20 protein-coding genes are annotated in these 23,159 nt (G+C 74.4%); 13 read left to right on the forward strand and 7 right to left on the reverse strand.

The genetic code is table 11. The features are described 5' to 3' along the window. Positions 1-58: 58 nt before the first annotated feature. A complete protein-coding gene (locus ACFW1A_RS03165; protein WP_380403172.1) occupies positions 59-934 on the reverse strand; it encodes a pirin family protein in 876 nt (291 codons plus the stop codon). Between the two features lie 136 nt (positions 935-1,070). Here ACFW1A_RS03165 and ACFW1A_RS03170 point away from each other — a divergent pair, with 136 nt between their 5' ends. Continuing rightward, entirely contained in the window at positions 1,071-1,640 is a 570-nt protein-coding gene (locus ACFW1A_RS03170) for an NADPH-dependent FMN reductase (protein ID WP_380403175.1), read from the forward strand. Between the two features lie 73 nt (positions 1,641-1,713). Here the strand turns inward: ACFW1A_RS03170 and ACFW1A_RS03175 are convergent, their stop codons facing one another. Continuing rightward, positions 1,714-2,886 carry an LCP family protein gene (locus ACFW1A_RS03175; RefSeq protein WP_380403178.1) on the reverse strand — a complete coding sequence of 391 codons (1,173 nt, stop codon included), beginning with the start codon at positions 2,884-2,886 and terminating at the stop codon, positions 1,714-1,716. A gap of 150 nt (positions 2,887-3,036) precedes the next feature. On the opposite strand from ACFW1A_RS03175, the gene ACFW1A_RS03180 reads away from it, so the two are divergent. The 6 genes from ACFW1A_RS03180 (at position 3,037) to ACFW1A_RS03205 (ending at position 9,102) form a co-directional block, all read left to right on the forward strand. Beyond that, positions 3,037-3,126 carry a putative leader peptide gene (locus ACFW1A_RS03180; RefSeq protein WP_380403181.1) on the forward strand — a complete coding sequence of 30 codons (90 nt, stop codon included), beginning with the start codon at positions 3,037-3,039 and terminating at the stop codon, positions 3,124-3,126. A 74-nt stretch (positions 3,127-3,200) separates the two neighbouring features. Next, positions 3,201-3,761, forward strand: coding sequence for an NADPH-dependent FMN reductase (gene ssuE, locus ACFW1A_RS03185; RefSeq protein WP_380403184.1), 561 nt, complete (start codon positions 3,201-3,203; stop codon positions 3,759-3,761). A 215-nt stretch (positions 3,762-3,976) separates the two neighbouring features. Next, positions 3,977-4,765, forward strand: a complete 789-nt coding sequence (locus ACFW1A_RS03190) for an ABC transporter ATP-binding protein (protein WP_380403187.1) — start codon at positions 3,977-3,979, stop codon at positions 4,763-4,765. Positions 4,766-4,781: 16 nt separating this feature from the next. After that, on the forward strand, positions 4,782-7,355 hold the full coding sequence (locus tag ACFW1A_RS03195) for an ABC transporter permease (RefSeq protein WP_380403190.1): 2,574 nt from the start codon (positions 4,782-4,784) through the stop codon (positions 7,353-7,355). 97 nt (positions 7,356-7,452) lie between these two features. Beyond that, positions 7,453-8,484: a glycosyltransferase family 2 protein gene (locus tag ACFW1A_RS03200; protein WP_380403262.1), complete on the forward strand. Its 1,032-nt coding sequence runs from the start codon at positions 7,453-7,455 to the stop codon at positions 8,482-8,484. A gap of 18 nt (positions 8,485-8,502) precedes the next feature. Then, positions 8,503-9,102: an acyltransferase gene (locus ACFW1A_RS03205; RefSeq protein WP_380403194.1), complete on the forward strand. Its 600-nt coding sequence runs from the start codon at positions 8,503-8,505 to the stop codon at positions 9,100-9,102. 7 nt (positions 9,103-9,109) lie between these two features. Here the strand turns inward: ACFW1A_RS03205 and ACFW1A_RS03210 are convergent, their stop codons facing one another. Continuing rightward, positions 9,110-9,886 (reverse strand): TIGR03089 family protein, encoded by a 777-nt coding sequence (locus tag ACFW1A_RS03210; protein ID WP_380403197.1) that lies wholly within the window; start codon positions 9,884-9,886, stop codon positions 9,110-9,112. Positions 9,887-10,028: 142 nt separating this feature from the next. Between ACFW1A_RS03210 and ACFW1A_RS03215 the strand changes: the two genes are divergently transcribed. Continuing rightward, a complete protein-coding gene (locus ACFW1A_RS03215) occupies positions 10,029-11,156 on the forward strand; it encodes a peptidoglycan recognition protein (protein WP_380403200.1) in 1,128 nt (375 codons plus the stop codon). A gap of 36 nt (positions 11,157-11,192) precedes the next feature. After that, positions 11,193-12,113: a DNA-3-methyladenine glycosylase family protein gene (locus ACFW1A_RS03220; protein ID WP_380403203.1), complete on the forward strand. Its 921-nt coding sequence runs from the start codon at positions 11,193-11,195 to the stop codon at positions 12,111-12,113. 12 nt (positions 12,114-12,125) lie between these two features. Here the strand turns inward: ACFW1A_RS03220 and ACFW1A_RS03225 are convergent, their stop codons facing one another. The 3 genes from ACFW1A_RS03225 to ACFW1A_RS03235 are packed head-to-tail and all read right to left on the reverse strand — an operon-like array spanning position 12,126 to position 15,067. Next, complete coding sequence (locus ACFW1A_RS03225; RefSeq protein WP_380403206.1) at positions 12,126-13,454, reverse strand: coenzyme F420-0:L-glutamate ligase; 1,329 nt, start codon at positions 13,452-13,454, stop codon at positions 12,126-12,128. After that, complete coding sequence (gene cofD, locus ACFW1A_RS03230) at positions 13,451-14,410, reverse strand: 2-phospho-L-lactate transferase (protein ID WP_380403209.1); 960 nt, start codon at positions 14,408-14,410, stop codon at positions 13,451-13,453. The genes ACFW1A_RS03225 and cofD overlap by 4 nt, the downstream gene beginning before the upstream one ends. 42 nt (positions 14,411-14,452) lie before the next feature. Beyond that, positions 14,453-15,067, reverse strand: coding sequence for a cysteine dioxygenase (locus tag ACFW1A_RS03235; protein ID WP_380403213.1), 615 nt, complete (start codon positions 15,065-15,067; stop codon positions 14,453-14,455). A 741-nt stretch (positions 15,068-15,808) separates the two neighbouring features. Between ACFW1A_RS03235 and ACFW1A_RS03240 the strand changes: the two genes are divergently transcribed. The 3 genes from ACFW1A_RS03240 (at position 15,809) to ACFW1A_RS03250 (ending at position 22,014) form a co-directional block, all read left to right on the forward strand. After that, entirely contained in the window at positions 15,809-16,078 is a 270-nt protein-coding gene (locus ACFW1A_RS03240; protein ID WP_380403216.1) for a WhiB family transcriptional regulator, read from the forward strand. A 276-nt stretch (positions 16,079-16,354) separates the two neighbouring features. Beyond that, a complete protein-coding gene (locus ACFW1A_RS03245) occupies positions 16,355-20,332 on the forward strand; it encodes a glycosyltransferase (protein WP_380403219.1) in 3,978 nt (1,325 codons plus the stop codon). Next, positions 20,329-22,014 carry a DUF5719 family protein gene (locus tag ACFW1A_RS03250; protein ID WP_380403222.1) on the forward strand — a complete coding sequence of 562 codons (1,686 nt, stop codon included), beginning with the start codon at positions 20,329-20,331 and terminating at the stop codon, positions 22,012-22,014. The genes ACFW1A_RS03245 and ACFW1A_RS03250 overlap by 4 nt, the downstream gene beginning before the upstream one ends. Before the next feature lie 41 nt (positions 22,015-22,055). On the opposite strand, the gene ACFW1A_RS03255 is transcribed toward ACFW1A_RS03250, so the two are convergent. Then, entirely contained in the window at positions 22,056-22,523 is a 468-nt protein-coding gene (locus ACFW1A_RS03255; protein ID WP_380403225.1) for a metallopeptidase family protein, read from the reverse strand. Positions 22,524-22,662: 139 nt separating this feature from the next. Here ACFW1A_RS03255 and ACFW1A_RS03260 point away from each other — a divergent pair, with 139 nt between their 5' ends. Beyond that, the gene (locus tag ACFW1A_RS03260) at positions 22,663-23,034 is read left to right on the forward strand and encodes a DUF3499 domain-containing protein (protein ID WP_380403228.1); all 372 of its coding nucleotides are present in this window, start codon (positions 22,663-22,665) and stop codon (positions 23,032-23,034) included. The last annotated feature ends 125 nt before the right edge of the window (positions 23,035-23,159 follow it).

Consider the following 23,159-nt stretch of genomic DNA (forward strand, 5'->3'; position numbering starts at 1 on the left):
CCCGAGCCCTGCGCTGCGCGCCGGCCCGGGCGCTGCGGTGCGGTGACGGCGACGGCGGTCACGCCGGGATCCGTCCCAGCTTCCCCGCGGCGTGGTCCAGTCGGGCCTGGCGCAGTTCGGCGGCGGTGTTCATCACGAACGGCCCGCTGCGGGCCACCGGCTCGCCGATCGGCTCGCCGGCCAGCACCAGCAGCTCGGCCGGCCCGTCGGGCGCGCCGACCGTGATCCGCTCGCCGTCCCGACCCAGCACCGCGAGCTGACCGTCGGCCAGCGCGGCGTCGGGCAGGGCCGCCGCGCCGCCGAGCACGTAGACGGCGGCGTTGTGGTCGGCCGGGACGGTGAACTCGGCCCGCCCGCCGGCCGGCAGCTTGGCGTGCACCAGCAGGACCGGGACGTGGGTGCGGAACGGGCCGGCCACCCCGTGGCTCCGCCCGGCGATCACCTTGAGCTCGGTGCCGTCGGCGGTGCGGACCACCGGGATGGTCCCGGGGCCGTGGTCCTGGGCGCTGGGCGGCAGCGTCTTGAGCCGGGCCGGCAGGTTGACCCAGATCTGCACCTGGTGCTGGCGGCCGCCGTTGACCAGCAGGTCGAGGACCGGCTCGTTCGAGTGCACGATGCCGGAGCCGGCGGTGAGCCACTGCACCTCGCCGGGGCCGGTGACGCCCCGTGCGCCGGTGGAGTCGGCGTAGGCCATGGCCCCCTCCAGCACGTAGGAGACGGCCTCGAAGCCGCGGTGCGGGTGGTCCGGGGCGCCCTTGGCCTCGCCGGGGGCGAGCTGCAGCGGGCCGGTCTGATCGATCATCAGGAACGGGTCGAGCATGGGCAGTTCCGGCACCGGGAAGGGGCGGCGGACCGGGAAGCCGGCGCCCTCGAAGGTGAAGACCGGGTCGATGACCTCGGCGGTGGACCGGGCGGTGGCGGTGGTCGTCGTCATGGCAGCGAGTGAACTAGACGATTCAGTTCAGTGTCAAGACTGAACCGTCTGGTTGACGAACTGAACTGAACTGTTTAGATTCGTCGCCGTCAGCAGGAACGTCAGCAGGACACCGCATCCCGAGGGGGCACCCGCCATGACCGCGTCCAAGGTCTTCGCCATCTCCGGCTCGCTGCGCGCCGAGTCGCACAACACCCAACTGCTGCGCGCCGCGCAGAAGTTCAACCCGGGCGGCATGGAGATCGAGATCTACGACCGGTTGCGCGAGATTCCGGCCTACGACTACGACCTCGACTTCCCCGACCGCCGCCCGGAGATCGTCGGCGAGCTGCGCCGCCGGGTGCAGGAGGCGGACGGCCTGCTGATCGCCACGCCGGAGTTCAACTACTCGATCCCGGGCGTGCTGAAGAACGCGCTGGACTGGCTGAGCACCGACTGGACCCGGCAGGAGGGGGTGCCGCTGCGCCACAAGCCCACCGCGATCATGGGTGCCGCGCCGGGCAGCTTCGGGTCGGTCCGGGCCCAGCTGGCGCTGCGCCAGGTCTTCGTCTGCACCGACAGCGACGTGGTGGTCAAGCCCGAACTGGTCGCCTTCCGCTCGCACGAGCGCTTCGACGAGCAGGGCAACCTGGTGGACGAGGGCACCATCGGCATCCTGGTCGACCTGCTGGCGGCGCTGCAGGGCAAGATCGACGCGGCCCGCTGACGGACCGGAGCAGAACGACCCCGGGGCCGACCACGATCTGGTCGGCCCCGGGGTCGTTGCTGCGGTCGGGCGGCTACTTGAGGTCGGGCACGGCGGTGTCGTTCTGGATCGCGTCGAACACCTGCTTGGCCTTGGCCGGGTCCCACTTCACCGCGGACTCGCCGGTGGGGGTGCGGTAGTCGGCGTTGCCGATCGGCACCGTGAGGCTCTTGCCGTCGCCGCTGCTGACCGAGCGCATCGCGTCGAACAGCCCGGCCAGGTCGGTCAGTCCGGCGTCCTTGTCCACGATCAGGGTGTCCAGGCCGGAGCCGATCAGCGGGTACAGGGTGAACGGGTCGAGCAGGGTGCCCGGGGTGGCGGCCTGGTGGGCCAGCGCGGAGAGGAACTTCTGCTGGTTGCGCATCCGGCCCAGGTCCTGGTCGGCCATCTGGTGGCGCTGACGGACGAAGGCGAGCGACTGCTGGCCGTTCAGGGTCTGGCAGCCCGCCTTCAGGTTGAGGCCGGAGTCCTTGTCCTGGATGTCCTTGTCGATGCACATGTGCACGCCGCCGACCGCGTCCACGATGCCGACGAAGCCCGCGAAGCCGACCTCGGCGTAGTGGTCGATGTGGATGCCCGTGTTCTGCTCCACGGTGCGGGCGAGCAGCTCGCCGCCGCCGTTGTTGAAGGCCGCGTTGATCTTGCTGGAGGTGCCCGGGATGGTCTTCCCGGTGCCCGCGGTGTCCAGGTGCGCCGGGATCGGCACCCAGGAGTCGCGCGGGATGCTCATCAGCGTGTTCCCGTGGTCGCCGATGTGCAGGACCATCATCGAGTCGCTGCGCTTGCCGTCGTCGGAGCCGGTGTGCAGGTCCTGCTTCTGCGCGTCGCTCAGGCCGTTGCGGCTGTCCGAGCCGACGATCAGCCAGTTGGTGCCCTTGCCGGCCTTCGGGCGGCCGGGCCAGTCCTTCAGCACGTCCTGCTGGTTGAGCTTGGAGTCGGCCCACAGGTAGGTGCCGACCCCGGTGCCGAGCAGCAGCAGCACCAGCGCGAGCACCGTCCACCGGACCGCGCGCCAGCGCGACCGCCGCTTGGTGCGGCCCGGTCCGCCCGGTCCGCGCTGGGCCGGCGGCCGGGCCCCGGGACCGCGCGGGTCCAGCCCGGGGGGCAGCGGCGGCTCGGCGCCGCCGCCGACCGCGCCCTGGGGCCCGTAACCACCCTGAGCTCCGTACCCGCCGCCGCCCGGGCGGCCCTGCTGCCTGTCGTCCATGCCACAGAGAATGCCCGAGTCCGGGCCGCGATCCGCGCTCCCGGCGGCTCTTGTAGCAGAGTTGATGCAGCTCACGGACCCCGCCCGGGCAGTTTCACGGAACGGGACGATCCTTGACCGGTCAACGCGCCCCGTGCTGTCATGACAGGCATGAAGCAGCAGCGGAGTCTCACGCGTCGGCGCCACGTCGACCTCAAGCGTGTCTCCGGCTCGCTCTGTCGTTCCCTCGCCCGCGGCTGATCCCGGCCGCCCGCAGCAGACAGATCCGCGCGGCCCCCACCCGCGTTCCGCCCTGCCCCCGAGGTGAACACACCATGGCCACTGTCCTCGCCGTCTCCGGCTCCCCGTCCGCCCCCTCCCGCACCACCCGCGTGGTGCGCCACGTGGGCTCCCGGCTCACCGCGCACGGGCACCGGGTGCTGACCCTGGACGTCCGCGACCTGCCCGCCGAGGCGCTGCTCGCCGCCGACACCGGGAACCCGGCGATAGCCCGGGCCGTTGAGCTGGTGGCCGAGGCGGACGGCCTGGTGATCGGCACCCCGGTCTACAAGGCCGCCTACTCCGGGCTGTTGAAGACCCTGCTGGACCTGCTGCCGCAGCACGCGCTGCGCGGCAAGACCGTGCTGCCGCTGGCCACCGGGGGCTCCACCGCCCACGTGCTGGCGGTGGACTACGCGCTGCGCCCGGTGCTGGCCTCGATGGGGGCCGCGCACGTCACCCAGGGCTGGTTCGTGCTGGACCGTCACGTCGGCACCGGGGCGGGCGGGTCGACGGTGCTGGAGCCGGAGACCGAACTGCTGCTCGGCGGGGTGGTGGACACCTTCTCGGTGGCGCTGGCCGGGCGGGCCGAACCGGCCCTGGCGGCCCGTTCCTGAGCCGCCTCTCCACCCCTGGTAGCAGAGGCCCCTGATACCGGGGTCGCAGTCCCCTAGGGGGAGGTCCTCCGTGACCCGTACTACTCCCGTCGCCCAGGGTCCTCCCGGCGGATGACGAGTTGTACGCCGTATGGCCCTAGGTTGGTGACATCGGCTCGGCCCCCCTGACGGATCCCGGGGCCGGGCTCGGGGGATCACCAACCAAGGAGCACACCGTGACGACGGCATCCGCAGCCGTGCAGACATCCGAGAACCCGGGCGGCCCGTCCGCCAACGCCGCCGCCGCGCGGCAGGTGACCAAGGCGTACGGCCACGGGGAGACCCGGGTCACGGCGCTCGATGCGGTCGACGTGGACATCCAGCGCGGTCGCTTCACCGCGATCATGGGGCCGTCCGGCTCCGGCAAGTCCACGCTGATGCACTGCCTGGCCGGCCTGGACTCCGTGACGGACGGTCGGATCTGGATCGGCGACACCGAGATCACCGGTTTGAAGGACAAGCAGCTCACCCAGCTGCGCCGGGACAAGATCGGCTTCATCTTCCAGGCCTTCAACCTGCTGCCGACGCTGAACGCGATCGAGAACATCACGCTGCCGATGGACATAGCGGGCCGCAAGCCCGACCAGGCCTGGCTGGACCAGGTGGTGGACACGGTGGGCCTGGCCGACCGGCTCAAGCACCGCCCGACCCAGCTCTCCGGCGGTCAGCAGCAGCGCGTCGCGGTGGCCCGGGCACTGGCCGCCCGGCCCGAGATCATCTTCGGTGACGAGCCGACCGGCAACCTCGACTCCCGCTCCGGCGCCGAGGTGCTCACCTTCCTGCGCCGCTCGGTGGACGAGCTCGCCCAGACCATCGTCATGGTGACCCACGACCCGGTGGCCGCCGGCTACGCGGACCGGGTCCTCTTCCTGGCCGACGGCGCGATCGTCGACGAGATGCACACCCCGACCGCCGACTCCGTCCTCGAGCGCATGCGCCGCTTCGACGGCAAGCGCACCAGCTGAGGCGGGGTCAGGACCGATGCTGCTCAAGACCTCACTACGGAGCTTCCTGGCCCACAAGGGCCGGATGGTGCTCTCCCTGATCGCGATCGTGCTGTCGGTGGCCTTCGTCTCCGGCACCCTGGTCTTCTCCAACACCGCGACCAGCACCTTCGACAAGCTGTTCGCCTCCACCGCCTCGGACATCCAGATCAGCCAGGCGCCCGCCAAGAAGGACGACGGGCGCGGTGACGTGCCCGGCGGGAAGGCCCCGACCGTCCCGGAGTCGGTGGTCCAGCAGGTCGCCGCCCAGCCCGGCGTGAAGCTGGCCTACGGCGACATCTCGGTCACCAGCGCCACCCTGGTCAACCCGAAGACCAACAAGCAGGCCGGCCCGGTCGGCGGCGCCCCGACGATCGTCGGCTCGTGGACCCCGGGTCCGCGCTCGCCGATGAAGATCACCTCCGGCGCGGCCCCGGCCGGCGGCCAGCAGGTGATGATCGACGCGGACACCGCCAAGAAGGCCAAGCTCGGCGTCGGCGACCCGGTCCGGATCATCAACGCGCTGGGCACCTACGACTTCACCATCTCCGGGATCGGCACCCTGACCGGTACCAACCCCGGTGCGGCGCTGGTCTTCATGGACGTGCCCACCGCCCAGCAGGACCTGCTCGGCGAGACCGGCGTCTTCACCTCGGTCAACGTCTTCGGCAACGGCAGCGTCTCCAACGACCAGCTGAAGACCCAGGCGGTCGCCGCCCTGGGCTCCGGCTACCAGGTGAAGACCGCCGCCGAGCAGCAGGCCGACGACAAGAAGGGCGTCGGCTCCTTCCTGGACTTCATGAAGTACGTGATGCTCGGCTTCGCCGGCCTCTCGCTGCTGGTCGGCGGCTTCCTGATCATCAACACCTTCTCCATGCTGGTCGCCCAGCGCACCCGCGAGATCGGCCTGCTGCGCGCCCTCGGCGGCAGCCGCGGGCAGGTCAACGGCTCGGTGCTGATCGAGGCGCTGCTGCTGGCGGTGGTCGGCTCGACCCTGGGCATGCTGGCGGGCCTGGGCCTGGCCCAGCTGCTGATCGGGCTGATGAAGCTGGTCGGGATGAACATCTCGTCCTCGCTGGAGTTCACCGCCTCGGTGCCGATCGCCTCCTACGCGGTGGGCATCGTGATCACCGTGCTGTCCGCGCTGATCCCGGCCTTCCGTGCCTCCCGGGTCACGCCGATGGCCGCGCTGCGCGACCACGGCACCCCGACCGAGGGCAGCACCAGCAAGGTCCGGGTGACCATCGGCCTGGTGCTGACGCTGGGCGGGGCCGCGATGCTGGTGCTCGGCGGCACCGCGAGCTCGGCCGGCACCGGCGGCGAGTTCCTGGCCGGCGGCCTGCTGCTCACCCTGATCGGCTTCGTGGTGCTCGGCCCGCTGCTGGCCACCGGGCTGATCCGACTGGGCGGCGGCGTGCTGCCCTCGGTGTTCGGCCCGGCCGGCAAGCTCGCCCAGCGCAACGCGATGCGCAACCCGCGCCGCACCGGCGCCACCGCCGCCGCGCTGATGATCGGCCTCTCGCTGGTCACCGGCGCCTCGGTGGTCACCTCCTCGATGGTGAGCTCGACCAACGCGCAGATCGACCAGCAGGTCGGTGCGGACTACATCGTCCGGGCCAACCAGACCGGGGTCAGCCCGGCCATGGTGGCCGCGGTCAAGGGCACCGCCGGCATCGACCACGTCACCGAGCTCAAGCTGGTGCTGGCCACCCTGACCACGCCGGACGGCCAGGCGACGGACAAGGCGGTCGCCGCGGTCTCGCCGACCTTCGTGGACGACTTCAAGTTCCCGGTCAAGGCCGGTGACCCGGCCAAGGCGATGACCGGCGGCATCTCGGTGGACGAGAACTTCGCCACCGACCACCACCTGTCCGTCGGCGACCAGGTGAGCGTGGACTACGGCCGCGGCCGCACCCAGTCGCTGCCGGTCGCGGTGATCACCACCAAGGGCAGCCAGCTCTTCGACGGCAACTTCTACCTGGGCATCGACACCGTCGGCCTGGTGGTCCCGGTTGACCAGCAGCCGGCCGACGTGCAGGTCTACGGCAAGGCCGCGCCCGGCGCGGACAAGGCCAAGACCTACCAGGCCCTGCAGGACTCGCTCAGCGCCTACCCGCAGTTGGCGGTGCAGGACCAGGCCGGTCTGAAGGACCTGGTCCAGCAGAGCGTCAACGTGCTGCTCTACCTGGTCTACGGCCTGCTCGGCCTGGCGATCATGGTGGCGATCCTCGGCGTGATCAACACGCTGGCCCTCTCGGTGGTCGAGCGGACCCAGGAGATCGGCCTGCTGCGGGCGATCGGCCTGTCCCGCCGGCAGCTGCGCCGGATGATCCGGCTGGAGTCGGTGGTGATCGCGGTCTTCGGCGCGGTGCTCGGCACCGGCCTCGGTCTGGCCTGGGGCATCACCACCCAGCGGGTGCTGCGCAACACCGGCCTCAACATGCTGACCATCCCGACCGGGACGATCATCGGCGTGCTGATCGCCTCCGCGGTGATCGGTCTGGTGGCCGCGCTGCTGCCGGCCTTCCGGGCCGGCCGGATGAACGTGCTGGCGGCCATCGCCAGCGGCTGACCCGCCGTCGGACGGGCCGGAACCGGGCGCTCCCACTGGGGAGGAGCGCCCGGTTCCGCGTTCCCGGGGTCCGGTACCGTTGGCCCCGATGAACACCATGGCTGCTGAGGAGCTGCCGGCGGTCTCCGTGATCATGCCGGTGCTCAACGAGGAACGACACCTCCGCTCCGCTGTGCGGCGGATCCTGGAACAGGAGTACGGCGGCGCCATGGAGGTGGTGCTCGCGCTGGGTCCGTCCACCGACGGCACCGACGCGATCGCGGCCGAGCTGGTGGCCGAGGACCCGCGGGTGCGCACCGTGCCCAACCCCACCGGCCGCACCCCCGCCGGGCTGAACGCGGCGATCCGCGCCTCCTCTCACCCGATCGTGGTGCGGGTGGACGGCCACGGCCTGCTCACGCCGGGGTACGTCGCCACCGCCGTGCGGCTGCTCGGCGAGATGGAGGCGGCCAACGTCGGCGGGATCATGCACGCCGAGGGCGAGACCGAGTGGGAGCACGCGGTGGCCGCCGCGATGACCGCCAAGATCGGGGTCGGCAACGCCGCCTTCCACACCGGCGGCCTGGCCGGTCCGGCCGAGACCGTCTACCTCGGGGTGTTCCGCCGCGAGGTGCTGGAGAAGCTCGGCGGGTACAACGAGGAGTTCGTCCGGGCCCAGGACTGGGAGCTCAACTACCGGATCCGCCAGGACGGCGGCCTGATCTGGTTCACCCCGCAGCTCAGGGTCACCTACCGGCCGCGCCCCAGCGTGCGGGCGCTGGCCAAGCAGTACAAGGACTACGGCCGCTGGCGCCGGGTGGTGACCCGCTACCACCGCGGCTCGGTCAACCTGCGCTACCTGGCCCCGCCGACCGCGCTGCTCGCGGTGCTGCTCGGCCTGGTGCTGGGGCTGGCCGTGCACCCGGCCTTCCTGGTGGTGCCGGTCGGCTACGCGGCCGGGATCGCGGCCGGCTCGGTGCCGGCCGGGCGCGGGCTGTCGGCCAGGGCCCGGCTGCTGCTGCCGGTGGCGCTGGCCACCATGCACTTCAGCTGGGGCTTCGGCTTCCTCACCTCGCCGCGCAAGCTGGCCGCCAAGGTGATCGCCTCCACCGCCCCCGGCGCCGCCCGTGGTCTGGAGCGCACCGCCTGACCCGCTACCGTCGGTGGCGTGAGCGAAGCAGCACGTGTTGAACCCAGCGCGGACGTCGATCCGCGTGCCGCCCTCGGCGCCGGCACCACCGTCTGGCACCTCGCGCAGGTCCGCGAGGAGGCGGTGGTCGGCGCCGAGTGCGTGATCGGGCGCGGCGCCTACCTGGGGCCGGGGGTGCGCCTCGGCGACCGGGTCAAGGTGCAGAACCACGCCCTGGTGTACGAGCCCGCGGTGGTCGAGGACGGGGTCTTCATCGGCCCCGCCGCGGTCCTGACCAACGACCTCTACCCCCGTGCGGTGGGCGTGGACGGCCGGCTCAAGCGGGCCGCCGACTGGCGCGCCGACGGCGTGCTGCTGCGCGAGGGCTGCTCGATCGGCGCCCGCGCAGTGCTGGTGGCGGGGGTGACGGTGGGCCGCTGGGCGCTGGTGGCGGCCGGCGCGGTGGTGCGCCGGGACGTGCCGGACCACGCGCTGGTGGCCGGGGTGCCGGCCCGCCGGATCGGCTGGGTCGGCCGGGCCGGGGAGCCGCTGGCCGCGCGCGGGGCCGGGCACTGGGAGTGCCCGGCCACCGGGGAGCGGTACGCGGAGCGCGCCGGGGCGCTGGTCCGGCTGCCCTGAGGCGGGGTCAGCCCAGGCGCAGCGTGACCCGCTCGGCGTCGATCCGGGACTGCCACTGGTCCGCCGTCAGGTCGCCGGAGTTGCGGCACAGCACCACCGAGCCGCCGGCCGCCAGCGGGGCCAGCAGCCCGGCCTCCAGGCCCGCCCAGTCGTCGAAGGAGAGGGTGCTGAGCACCCGGGCGCCGCGCTCCAGGCCGAGCCGGTCGGCACCCTCGCGGGCCAGCTGCACGGTCTGCTCGGACGACAGCTTGAGCGGCAGCCCGTCCACCAGGGTCTCCAGCGCGGGGGTGTCGGCCACCACCGGCGAGTACGGCACGAACCGGTCGCCCTGACCGGGCACCTCGGCCGCGTAGTCCAGGAAACCGTCCGGGCGCTGCGGGAAGCGGCCGCCCAGTGGGCGCAGCGCCAGGGCCACCCGTTCGCCGGAACAGGCCTCGGCGGCTTCCAGCCCGTCCGGGCCGCTGACCACCAGGGTGGCCTCGGCCGGGTCGCCGGCCGGCATCGCGGTGACCCCGACCGACCAGCAGGCCAGCAGCCAGACCGCGCTCTGCCAGTGGGCCGGCAGCAGCAGCGCGGCCCGGTCCTCGGGGCCCGCGTTCAGCTCGTCCTGGAGCAGGTTGGCGGTCTTGGCGACCCAGTTGTCGAAGGTCTTGACCGAGAGTTCGACCCGCTCGCCGGTGCCGTCGTCGTAGAACGTGACCAGCGGGCGGGCGGGGTCCTCACCGAGGGCGGCTCGCAGCAGCTCGGCGGGGGTACGGGCGTCGGCAGCGAAAGGCGCAGTCATGGTGCGGACCAGCCTACGGCCTGCTGGGTGCGGCAGGGGAGGGGCGGGGTCCGGTGCGCTGGCCGGCGTTCGCCGAGCCCTCGTCAGATCGCCCGCCCCGGGCGGGTGGCGGCTCCGGCCTTGTGGGCTGATCATCCGTTTTATGCGGATTCACCAGGTCTCCCTGCTCGGCGCCTGCTGTGCGCTCACCCTGCTCCTGACCGCCCCCGGCTCCACCGCCGCCACCGCGGCGCCCGCCCGCACCAGCACGCTGGCGCTGGTCCCGCTGGCCGGACCACGGGCCGCGGGCACCGTCGTGCTGGGCCTGCCGGCCCGGTCCACCACCGGCTACTCGCTGCTCGGGGTCAGCTGGGACGATCCGGCCGCGGCGCTGCCCGGCACGGTCCAGGTGCGCACCCGGACGGGCGGGCGGTGGACCGACTGGCAGGAGTTGGCCGCCGACTCCGAGGACCGGCCGGACAGCGCCGAGGCCACCGGTGCGGGCGCGCGCGGCGCCACCGCCCCGCGCTGGGTGGGGCCGAGCGACGGGGTGCAGGTGCGGGTGGCCGCGACCGGGCCGCTGCCGGCCGGCCTGCGGGTCGACCTGGTGGACCCGGGTGACGGTCCGTCGGCCCGCCCGGTCGCCGAGCCCGCCGAGCGGGCGCTGCCCGAGGCCGACCACGAGGCCCCGCGCCCGGGCATCGTCACCCGCTCCGGCTGGGGCGCGGACGAGTCGTTGCGCCAGCCGGGCTTCGTCTACACCGGTGACGTGCGCGCGGTCTTCGTCCACCACACCGACACCGGCAACGACTACCGCTGCTCGGACGCGCCCCGGGTGATCCGGTCGATCTACCAGTACCACGTGCGCACCAACGGCTGGCGCGACCTGGGCTACAACTTCCTGGTGGACCGCTGCGGCACCATCTACGAGGGCCGGGCCGGCGGCGTGGCCCGGCCGGTGCTGGGCGCGCACACCCTGGGCTTCAACACCGACACCTCCGGGGTGGCCGCGCTCGGCAGCTACACCTCGGGGAAGGCGCCGCAGGCCCAGGTGGAGGGCATCGCCAAGATCACCGCCTGGAAGCTCGGCCTGACCGGCCGGGACGCGACCGGCAGCGCCAGGCTCACCTCGGCCAACAGCGGCAGCCGCTTCCCGTCCGGCACCGCGCACACCTTCGCGGCGGTCTCCGGCCACCGGGACGCCTTCAACACCGACTGCCCGGGCGACGCGCTCTTCGGGCAGCTGCCCGCGATCCGCGACCTGGCCGCGCACCTGCAGGGCCGGCGGTAGGGCCGGGCTGTCAGCGGCCCGGGCCAGACTGGACGGGTGACCGCCCAAGCCCTGGAGCGGGCCTGGCGCCCCGGCTTCCCGCTCGACCTGCACCGCACCCTCTTCCCGCTGCGCCGCGGCCCCGGCGACCCGGCCTGCCGCCGGACGGCGGACGGCGCGTTCTGGCGGGCCTCCCGGACGCCGGGCGGGCCGGTCGCGCTGGAGCTGCGCGCGGTGGGCGGCGAGGTGCTGGCGCGGGCCTGGGGGCCGGGCGCCGACTGGCAGCTGGACCGGCTGCCCGAGCTGCTCGGCGCCCTTGACGACCCGTCGGGCCTGGTGCTGCCGCCCGGCCCGCTGCGCGAGGCCCAGCGGGCCCACCCCGGGGTGCGGATGTGCCGCACCGGGCTGGTGCTGGAGGCGCTGGTGCCGGCCGTCCTGGAGCAGAAGGTCACCACGGACGAGGCCTACCGGGCCTGGCGGGTGCTGCTGCGGGGGTTCGGCACCCCGGCCCCCGGTCCGGCCGGGGAGCTGGGGATGCGGGTGGCGCCCTCGGCCCGCGAGTGGGCGCTGATCCCGTCCTGGGAGTGGCACCGGGCCGGGGTGGACCCCAAGCGCGCGGCCACCGTGCAGCGCGCGGTCCGGCTGGCCCCGCGACTGGAGCAGGCCTCGGGGATGGACCACCTGGCGGCGCGCACCCGGCTCACCGCCGTCCCCGGGATCGGCGAGTGGACCGCCGCGGAGACCCTGCAGCGCAGCAACGGCGACGCGGACGCGGTCTCGGTCGGCGACTTCCACCTGTCCAACATCGTCGGCTGGGCGATGGCCGGCCGCCCCCGCTCCACCGACGCCGAGATGCTCACGCTGCTCGCCCCGTTCACGCCGCACCGCCACCGCACCTGCCGCGTCATCGGCCTCACCGGCCTGCGCCCGCCGAAGTACGGCCCGAGGCTCACCCCGAACGACCACCGCGGCCGCTGACCCCGGGTCGGGTCAGCGGACCACGACGAACGCCGAGGCGTCGCGTTCCGGGCGGTCCCCGGGGACGGTGGCCGGGCGGCCGACCGCGACGGCGCCCATCGGGTCCCAGCCGGCGGGCAGGTCGAGCACCTCGCGGACGGTGTCGCGGCAGAACATGGTGGAGGAGACCCAGGCGGTGCCGTAGCCCTCGCCGCTCAGGGTGACCAGCAGGTTCTGCACCGCGGCGCCGATCGCGACGGTGAACATCTCGCGCTCGGCGGCGGCCCGGCGCGGGTCGGGGTAGGCGTGCGCGCCGTCCGTCACCAGGCACGGGACCACCAGGTAGGGGGCCCGGCGCAGCACGTCGCCGCGGGCGGTGCGGCGGGCGATCCGGGCCTCGTCCCAGCCGTCCAGCTCGCGCAGGTCGCGCTGCCAGGCGGCGAGCATCGCGTCCAGCAGCTCGGTGCGGGCCGCGGCCGACTCCAGCAGCACGAAGCGCCAGGGCGTGGTGTGGTGCGGGGCCGGCGCGGTCACCGCGGCGGCCACCGCGCGGCGCACCGCCTCGGGGTGCACCGGCTCGGTGCTGAACTCGCGCACCGTGCGCCGCAGGGTCACCGCGGCGCGGACCGCCTCCGAGGTGCCGAGCCGGAACAGGTCGTCCTCCAGCGGGCGGATCAGCGGCCGGATGCCGGCGCCGTCCGCCTCGGTGACGTGCGCCGCCAGTCCGCGCACCACCGCCACCGGGGTGCCGGTGGCCTTGCCCTTGACCAGGTCGCCGGCGGCGGCGAGCTCGTCGGCGATCGCGGTGACGGTCAGGCTCAGCTCGTTGCCGTGGCTGTCCCGGGTGCCGCGGTGGTCCAGCAGCACGTCCAGACCGGCGGCGCCGATCGCGACGTCGGTCAGCCCGGTCCGCCAGGCCCGGCCGAAGGTGTCGGTGACCAGCACCGCGACCTGACGGCCGGTCAGCTCGTGGATCCGGGCCCGGATCGCCCGGGCCGACGCGTCGGGATCCTCGGGCAGCAGCAGGATGGTGCCGGGCGCGGTGTTGGAGGCGTCCACGCCGGCGGCGGCCATCACCAGGCCGTGCCGGTTCTGCACGATCCGGGTCCGCCCGCGCCGGGCCACCACCCGCACCGCCTCCGCGTCGATCGCGGCCTCGCGGTCGGCGGCGTGCAGCAGGCGGCCCTCGGCCTTGCTGACGATCTTCGAGGTGACGACCAGGATGTCCCCGTGCCGCAGCTCCACCGCCTTGGCGATCAGCGCCCCCAGGTCGGCGTCCGGCTCGATCTCGGGCAGTCCGCCGACCGGCAGCACCTCCAGGCCCGCGCTCCGTGCGCCGGCGTCCCCGCTCGGTCCGGTCATGCCCGCACCTGCTCGGCCAGCTCCAGCGCGGCCCGGGCCATCGCGGCGGTCGCGGCCGGGTCGGTCATCAGCAGCGGCACCGCCCGACAGGCGATCCCGGCCGCGGCCACCTCGTCCACCGCCGCGGCGTCGGCCGCGTCCACCAGCCAGCCGTCCAGCAGGTCGGCGCCGTAGTGCAGCGCCACCGCCGCCGCGGACGCCTCGACGCCCACCGCGGCCAGCACCTTGTCCGCCATCCCGCGCACCGGCGCGCCGCCGATGATCGGGGACAGGCCCACCACCGGCGCCGGGGCCGCGGCCACCGCCGCCCGGATGCCGGGCACGGACAGCACGGTCCCGATGCTCACCACCGGGTTGGACGGCGGGAAGAGGATCACGTCCGCCGCGGCGATCGCCTCCAGCACCCCGGGAGCGGGCTTCGCCGTGTCGGCGCCGACCGCGATCACCGCCTCGGCCGGCAGCTCGGCGTGCAGTCGGACCCAGTACTCCTGGAAGTGCACCGCGCGGGTGCCCTCCCCGTCGGTGATCCGCACGTGCGTCTCGACCCGGTCGTCGCTCATCGGCAGCAGCCGCACGCCGGGCTGCCAGCGGTGGCAGAGCGCCTCGGTGACCGCGCTCAGCGGGTAGCCGGCGCCGAGCATCTGGGTGCGCACGATGTGCGTCGCGAAGTCCTTGTCGCCCAGTCCGAACCAGGACGGACCGACGCCGTAGGCGGCCAGCTCCGCCTTGACCGCGAAGGTCTCCGCGGCCCGCCCCCAGCCCTGCTCCTCGTGGATGCCCCCGCCGAGGGTGTACATCACGGTGTCCAGGTCGGGGCAGACCTTCAGCCCGAACAGGTGAATGTCGTCGCCGGTGTTGCCGATGACGGTGATCTCGTCGCCCGGGGCGACCACGTCCTTGAGCCCGCGCAGGAAGCGGGCGCCGCCGATCCCGCCGGCCAGTGCCACGATACGCATGCGCTCATCCTGCCAGGCCCGGAGCGGTGCACCCGACCGGCCTCAGGACGGCTCGGGGGCCAACTGCGCCGCGGCGGCCGGGTACTGGTTCATCTCGGTCAGCCCCGGGGCGTACAGGTGGATGCTGACGGCGGGCTCCAGCGCGGCGTTGACCACCTCGTGCCGGTAGCCGGGTGCGAACACCCGCTGCCCGCCCGGGCGCAGGGTGCGGCCGTCCCGGTCCCCGCCGGCCAGCTCGACCAGCTCGCCCTGAACCACCGTCAGCACGCCCGAGGACGGGCCGTGGTCGTGCAGGCCGCTGCTCTGGCCCGGCAGCCAGCTGAGCAGCCAGACCTCGTAGCCCGGGCCGGTCTCCAGCCGCGCGTACCAGCGGGTCAGCGCGTCGTAGCGGACCAGCGGGGCCCAGCGCGCGGTGTCGGCCGCGATCTCCCGGACCAGCCGGGCGTAGCCGGCCACCGTGGTCGGGTGGGCGGCGACGTCGGTGCGGGCCAGGTGCGGGAAGGCCAGCGGGTCGCCGGCGATCGAGACGTCGCTCAGCCCGTCGGCCCAGGGGCGGGCCGGGGCGGGCAGCCGGACGGCGACGGCCTGGGCGGCGGCGCGGCGGGCGGCCTTGTTGCGGTCGCGGTTGCGCTTGCGGGGGCGGATTCGGCTGCGCATCGGGGGAGTCCTCGCGGGTGTCGGCGGTGGGGCCTGTTCCGCGCGGGGCTGGGGCAGCGGGATCGGCCTCGGGGCTGCTGGGCAGGCGCGCCGGGACCGGAAGGATCCGAAACGGGTGGGGGTCGACGCGCCTATCGACAACAGGGGCGACAACACCGACACAGAGTGCTCGCGGCACGACGGAGCACGGCCTGGCGGCTCCGCGGGGCGAGGGACTCTGACATGCGCCCCAGGAGACAGGTTCGACGGGGGTCGTGTCAAGTCCGCCCTTACTGCACCTGTGGGACAAGTCCGGCGAACCGCTGGATCAGGCGATAAGTCAGACTCTAGGTTTCGATGTGCGGAACGCCGGGAAGGCAGGCCGTTGACCGGTTTGATCACGGGTCGTGGCGGTGTGTCGGCTGGTGCACCGTCAGGTCGGCCGCCGGTGGTCGCAGGGGCACTGTGGTCCCTTCCGCCGGGAACGGCAACCGGATCGGGCTGCCGGACGTCTCCCCGAGCGGGGGGACGGGCCGGTTCGGACCCGCCGCGTCGGCCGCGAGCTGCGGAAAGTCCGTTCTGTCCGGATATGTACACTATTTGTAGTGGCTTGGTTCCGGGGAGTGAATTCGGGACCCAATACCAGAGCTCGGCTTGACTGAGCCAGAGTGACGCACATGTAATTTCAGTCGTGTCGTTCGGCCGAACCAAGCCGGGGACCAGACGCACGGGGACGCCAAGAGGGGCAGAGGAGGCGCGCCAATGAGCGAGCTCTTTGAGCTGTTGATCGGTGAGGACATCGCCGAGGAAGAGGAACTCGGCTGGCAGGAGCGCGCGCTGTGCGCACAGACCGACCCGGAGTCCTTCTTCCCGGAGAAGGGCGGGTCCACCCGCGAGGCCAAGAAGGTCTGCCTCGCCTGCGAGGTGCGATCGGAATGCCTTGAGTACGCCCTCGCCAACGACGAGCGGTTCGGTATCTGGGGCGGCTTGTCGGAACGCGAACGGCGCCGGCTCAAGAAGAGCGCGGTCTGAGCTGCGGCGGCCCGCCCTTTAGTGCATCCAGGAGCGCACCGACTTTCCTCTTCGCAGAATCTGTGCGGAATCCACCGCGGTTGTGCAAGCGCCTCGCCGGTTCGGCGGGGCGCTTTTGCATTTCCGCACGCCCTCGTCACCCGGTCGCGCACCGCGGAGTTGTCCACAGCGCCCGGGTTGTCCACAGCCCCCGACCGGGTGACCACCGCCGCAGGGCGAAGCCGTTAGTGTGGTGCGCCACCTGCCGTCCACTCGGAACCGGGGCCTGCGCACTCGATGACTGCCTACAGCCACCAGCACGGCTACCCAGACCAGCCGTCCGCCCCCGCCATGTCCGGCGGGTTCGGCGGCGGCGGCCGCCCGCCCGCCTACCCGCGCCACCTGGTCACCGCGGTCGTCGTCAGCCACGACGGTGCCCGCTGGCTGCCGCAGGCGCTGGCCGGCCTGCTCGGGCAGGACCGGCAGGTGCAGCGGATCCTCGCGGTGGACACCGGCAGCACCGACGCCTCCCCGCAGCTGCTGCGCGACCACCTCGGCGACTGGCTGCCGGAGAGCGGCCCGGTCGTGCTGGGCCGCCGGGCCGGCTTCGGCACCGCCGTGGCCGAGGCGGTCTTCAACTCGCCGCCGCTGCGCCCCGAGGACCTGCCCTACAGCCTCGACCCCTCCGGCTACGACCCGGTCACCGGCGGCTGGGACGACTTCGGCGACCCGCTGTCCGCCGAGGACGACGGCCTGCGCTCGGACGGCCCGCGGCAGACCGAGCCGGTGGAGTGGCTCTGGCTGCTGCACGACGACTGCGAGCCGCAGACCGACGCGCTGCGCCGGCTGCTCCAGGTCGCCGACACCACCCCCTCGGCCGCCGTCATCGGCCCCAAGCTGCGCAGCTGGTACGACCGTCGGCAGCTGCTGGAGGTCGGCGTCACCATCGCCCGCTCCGGCCGCCGCTGGACCGGCCTGGACCGGCGCGAGCAGGACCAGGGCCAGCACGACCAGGTGCGCCCGGTGCTGGCCGTCTCCACCGCCGGCATGCTGGTCCGCCGCGACGTCTTCGAGCAGCTCGGCGGCTTCGACAAGGCGCTGCCGCTGATGCGCGACGACACCGACTTCTGCTGGCGGGTCAACGCCGCCGGCCACCGCGTGGTGGTCGCACCCGACGCGGTGCTGCGGCACGCCGAGGCGGCCAGCCGCGAGCGGCGCGCCATCGACTGCGGCGCCGCCCACCCGCACCGGGTGGACAAGGCCGGCGCCGTCTACACCCTGCTGGCCAACTCCCGCGGCCTGATCGTCCCCTACGTGCTGCTGCGGCTGGTGCTCGGCACCCTGTTGCGGGTGCTCACCAACCTGGTCGGCAAGGACCCGCGGCAGGCGTACGACGAGATCGCCGGCCTGGGCCACGAGCTGATCCGGCTGCCCCGGCTGCTGCTGGCCCGCAAGCGCCGGGCCAGGACCCGGTCGGTGGACCCGCTGGACGACCGCAGCCTGTTCCCGGCGCCCGGCGCCACCGCGCGCCTGGCGGTCGAGGGCGTGATCAGCTCGCTCGGCATCGGCGGCTCGGACGACAGCTCGATCGGCCGGCACGGCGGGGCCGGCGAGGCCACCGGCGGCGACGAGGACAACGAGGTCCTGGAGGTCGAGCAGTTCGCCCTGCTCAAGAAGCTGGCCCGGCGCCCGGCGCCGATGCTCTTCGCCGCGCTGCTGGTCTTCGCCCTGCTGGCCGGTCGCCAACTGCTGGGCAGCGGCACGCTGCTGGGCGGCGCCCTGCTGCCCCCCTCGGACGGCGCGTCGGGCCTGTGGGACATGTACGCCGGCAGCTGGCACGGCGTCGGCACCGGCAGCACCGCCACCGCCCCGCCGTACCTGGCGGTGCTCTCGGTGCTCTCCTGGCTGCTCTTCGACCACGCCGCGCTCGCCGTCACCCTGCTGCTGGTGCTCTCGGTGCCGCTGGCCGCGGTCAGCGCCTACCTGGTCTCCCGCCCGCTGCTCGGCTCCAAGATGGTGCGGGCCTGGGCCAGCGCGACGTACGCGCTGCTGCCCGCCGCCACCGGGGCGATCGCCCAGGGCCGGCTCGGCACCGCGGTGCTGATGGTGCTGCTGCCCCCGCTGGCCCGCGCCGCCGCCATCGCGGCCGGCCTGGGCATCCGCCGGGAGACTGCCGCCAAGGGCGCCCGGCCCGGCTGGCGGTCCACCTGGATGACCGTCCTGCTGCTCACCCTGTGCACCGCCTTCGTGCCGCTGGCCTGGGCCATCGCGCTCCCGCTGACGCTGGCCGCGCTGGCCGCGGCGATACTGCGCGGCGGCGCCTACGGCAGCGGGGTGGACGCGCTGCGCCTGCTCGGCAGCCGGGTCCTGGTGATCCTGGTGCTGCCGGTGGTGGTGCTGGCGCCGTGGTCGCTGCAGGTGCTGGCCCACCCGTCGCGGCTGCTGCTGGAGGCCGGGCTGCCGGTGTTCAGCGGGCCGCGGGCGAGTGCGCTCGGGCTGCTGCTGGCCAACCCCGGCGGCTCCGGGGTACCGCCGGTCTGGCTCTCGGCCGGCGTGGTGCTGGCCGCCCTGGCCGCCCTGCTGCGCGCCGACCGGCGCCGCGCGGTGCTGGCCGCCTGGGGCGCCGCCGGGGCCGGCCTGGTCTTCTCGGTCGCGGTGGCCGGCACCAGCGTGACCCCGGCCTCCGGCGGTCTGCCGGTGGCCGCCTGGGCCGGTCCGGCCACCCTGCTCAGCGGCATCTCGCTGCTGGCCGCCGCCGCCATCGGCGCCGACGGGGCGAACGCCCGGGTGGCCGGGATCGCCTTCGGCTGGCGCCAGCCGGTGGCCGCCCTGGTGGTGGCCGCGGCCGTGCTGGCCCCGCTGGGCACCGCGCTCTGGTGGGCGGTGGGCGGCGCCCAGGGCCCGCTGCGCCGCACCGCCGACGGCCAGGTGCCCGCCTTCATCGCGGTCGAGTCCGGCACCGGCGACCGCTCCCGCACCCTGGTGCTGGCCGGCGACGCGCAGGGCGGCTCGGTCCGCTACGCGCTGGTCCGCGGCGCCGGTCTGACCCTGGGTCAGGCCGAGGGCACGGTGGACACGGCCGGCTCCGCCAAGGACGGGCTGACCACGCTGGTCGGCAGCCTGCTGGCCGGCTCCGGGGCCGACCAGGCGCGCGCGCTGTCCGGCTACGGCGTGGCCTACGTCGTGGTGAAGGACCCGCTGACCGCCAAGGTGCAGGACCAGCTGGACACCACCCCCGGCCTGGTCCGGCTCAGCCAGGACAACGGCACCGCGATCTGGCAGGTCACCGGGGTGCCGGCGACCCGCGCGGTGATCACCGCGCCGAACGCGCTGCCGGTGGCGGTGCCGGCCGGCGGCGAGGCGGTGCACGCGACCGTCCCGGCCGGCTCCGACGGCCGGGTGCTGCGGCTGGCCGAGCAGGCCGACCCCGGCTGGCACGCCACGCTGAACGGCACCGAGCTCACCCCCGTCACGGTGGACGGCTGGGCCCAGGGCTTCCAGCTCCCCGCCGCCGGCGGCACGCTGGCCGTCACCCGCACGGTCCCGCTGACCCACACCGGCTGGATCGGCGCCCAACTGCTGCTGGGCGTGGTGATCCTGGTGCTCGCGCTGCCCGGTCGGCGCAGCACCAAGGACGACGACCTGCCCGAGGAGGTGGTGGCCGCCGCGGCACTGGCCGCCCAGGCCCAGGCCCAGGCGCCCGCCCCGGGCAGCCGCCGCGCCCGCCGGATGGCCGAGCGCGGCGAGGGCGGCGAGGAGACCACCGAGGACGACGAGCCCGGCGTCTACGGCGGCGCGTCCGGCATCCCGGCCCAGGCGGCCGGCGAGGCCTACCCGCCCGTCGAGCAGCCGGCGCTCCACCAGGACCCGTACGCCCAGGACGGCTACGCCGAGGTGGACTACCAGCAGGCCGACCCGTACGGCTACGACCCGTACGCGGCCCAGCAGCCGTACCAGGCCTACCCCGCCGCCCAGCCCGAGGCCGCCCAGTACGCCGGGTACCCCGAGCAGCAGTACGGCGAGCAGCAGTACGCGGAGCAGCAGCAGTACGGCGAGCAGGCGCCCTACGCCGAGCAGCCGTACCCGGCCGTCGACCCGTACGGCAACCCCTACCCGGCCGACCCCTACGCGACCGGCTACGGCTACCAGCAGCAGGGCTACCAGGCGCCCGGCGAGCCGCAGCAGCCCTGGCTGCCGGGCCAGCCCGGCCCCTACGACCCGCAGGAGCCCGGCTACGGCGGCCACCCGCACCACGACGGAGCTGACCCGCGATGAAGAAGATGCCCAGCCTCTCGCTCGACCGGGTCAGCGCGATGGCCCGCACCGGCGGACCCTCCGGCGGTCGGACCGGCCGCTCGCTGCTCGCCTGCGTCGCGGTGCTCGCCGTGGTGTTCGGGGTGGCCGAGCTGCGCCCGCCCGCCGCGCCCACCGCCGGGGCCGCCGGCGCGCCCGCCGCCGCCCAGGTGGAGCGGACCGCCGCGGTCTGCCCGCAGCCGATGCAGGGCCTGAGCGGCAGCACCCAGCTGACCGCCTTCACCCCGGGCAGCGGCGGCACCGCCCCCGGCGGCACCGCCACGGTGCGCGACATCACCCCGCAGGCGGTGGCCGCCGGCCCGGCCCCGGCCCAGCCCGCCGCCTCCGGCTCGGCGAGCGGTGCCCCGGCGAGCGGTGCCCCGGCGAGCGGTTCAGCGGCTCCGAGCGGGTCCCCGTCCGGCTCGCCGGCCGCCCCGCAGGCGCAGATCAGCGACGCCCGGGTCGCCCTGGCCAAGCCGGGCACCCCGGTCAGTGCCGCGGCCGCCAACACCGACACCGCGGCCGGGACCTTCGCGGTGGCCACCGGCGCCTACGCCCCCGGCTTCACCGTCACCCAGACCACCACCGTGAGCGACCAGCGCGGCATGGGCGTCTCCGGCGTCACCTGCGTGCCGTCCGGCACCCACTTCTGGTTCGCCGGTGCCAGCACCACGGGCGACCGCAAGGACTACCTCAGCCTGAACGACGCCGAGGCCACCGCCGCCGTGGTCGACGTGCACCTCTACGGCGACAAGGGCCCGATCGACACCGGCGACGCCGGCACCGGGATCAAGGTCGACCCCGGCACCTCGCTGGCGGTGCTGCTCTCCAGCCTGACCGGCGAGCAGGACACCGACCTGGCCGTCGAGGTGACGGTGCGCAGCGGCCGGCTCGGCGTCTACCTGCACGCCTCCGACGGCTCGGCCGGATCCGACTGGATCCCGAGCTCGGCCGACCCGGCGCCGACCGTGGTGCTGCCCGGGCTGCCGACCGACCTGTCCGGGGCCCGGCTGATCGTGGCCGCCCCCAGCAGCCAGGACGACGCCGACCTGAAGATCCAGCTCTCCGGCCCGAACGGCTGGTTCGTCCCGGCCGGGCTCGAGTCCATCCACGTCAAGGCCGGCATGGTCAGCGCGGTCGACCTGAAGCAGGCGACCCACCAGCAGGTCTCCGCGCTGCGGCTGACGCCCAGTGACCCCGCGCACGCCACCCCGGTGCTGGCCACCGTGCGGATCGACCGGGCCAACGGCAACAAGAGCGACGCCGCCTGGGTCACCGGCACCGGCCCGGTCGGCAAGCGCGCCTCGGTGGCCGACGCGCGCGGCGGCGGCACCTCGACCCTGCTGCTCACCGCCACGGGTGACGGCGCGGCGAGCGTCCGGGTGACGGCCTCGGCCGGCACCAACGGCGGCACCCCGACCAGCAAGGACCTGGACATCCCGGCCGGCAGCACCGTGGCCCTGCCCGCGCCGGAGCCCAGCGGCGGCAACGGCAGCTTCGGCCTGACCGTCGAGACCCTGAAGGGCGGCCCGGTGGTGGCCGCCCGGATCCTGGCACTGACCACCAAGGACGTGCCGATGTTCACCATCCAGACGCTGCAGGACGACCACAGCTACGTGCAGGTCCCGCCCGCCGCCCCGGACCCGGGGCTGCTGGTGCACTGACCGGGCGGCCGGTCGGGTCCGCCCGACCGGCCGACGCCGGGTCAGTCCTCGTCGTAGCGCGGGTCGATCGCGTCGGGGGACAGGCCGAGCAGCTCGGCCACCTGCTCGATCAGGATCTCGTGCACCAGCGCGGCCCGGTCCTCCCGGGTCTTGGCCCGGATCTCCACCGGGCGGCGGTACACGGTGATCCGGCTGCGGTGCCCCTGGCGGGCCGGTACCACCCGCCCCAGCGGTACCCCGGCCGCGTCCGGCGGCGCCGTTTCGGGGTCCCCCTCGGGGACCTCCGTCACCTCGAACTCCACGTCGATCAGCTGCGGCCAGCGGCGCTCCAGCCGCTCGACCGACTCGCGGACGTAGTCCTCGAACAGCTCGGACCGGCTCAGCGAGATCGGGACCTGCGGCGGTGCCAGCGGTCCGCGCAGGCCACGGCCGTGCCGGTCGCGGCGCCTGGGGCGCGGCGGTCCGGTCGGGGCGGGGCCGGCCGGCGGTTGGGGTGCGGAGCTGTCCATATCAAAGACGAGCGTAGTCCTTGGAGGCCGGGAAATGGACCACACGAACACGGATACGGGCGCGCTCCCACGCGACACGCGGCAGCATCCCCCGGGTGGTCTTAGCCAGTCGGGCCCGGGTGCGGTACCGTCCACCCTCGTGAGCCCTGTACGTCGTTGTTCGCGGACCGCGTGCGGCCGACCGGCCGTGGCGACGCTGACGTACGTGTACGCCGATTCCACCGCCGTGCTGGGCCCGCTCGCCACCTACGCGGAGCCGCACTGCTACGACCTGTGCGCCGAACACGCCGAACGGCTGACCGCCCCGCGCGGCTGGGAGGTGGTCCGGCTCGCCACCGAGGCCGGCCCGCTGCGCCGCAGCAGCGACGACCTGGAGGCGCTGGCCAACGCGGTCCGCGAGGCCGCCCGCCCGCAGGAGCGCGGCCCGCGCCCGGTGCGCGGCGGCGACGCCGATCCGGCCGAGGCGGGTCGCCGCGGCCACCTGCGCGTGCTCCGTTCGCCCGAGAGCTGACCCGAAGCCGACAACCGCGCGTTCCCGAACGGTCACGCGCATTGGGTACGCTGCTCCCCTCTCGGACGTGCACCCTCAGGGATCCACCCCGCACCCGAGCCGACAGACCGTGACCGAGGGCCGTG

It is taken from the genome of Kitasatospora sp. NPDC058965 (assembly GCF_042741245.1).
Classification (GTDB): Bacteria; Actinomycetota; Actinomycetes; order Streptomycetales; family Streptomycetaceae; genus Kitasatospora.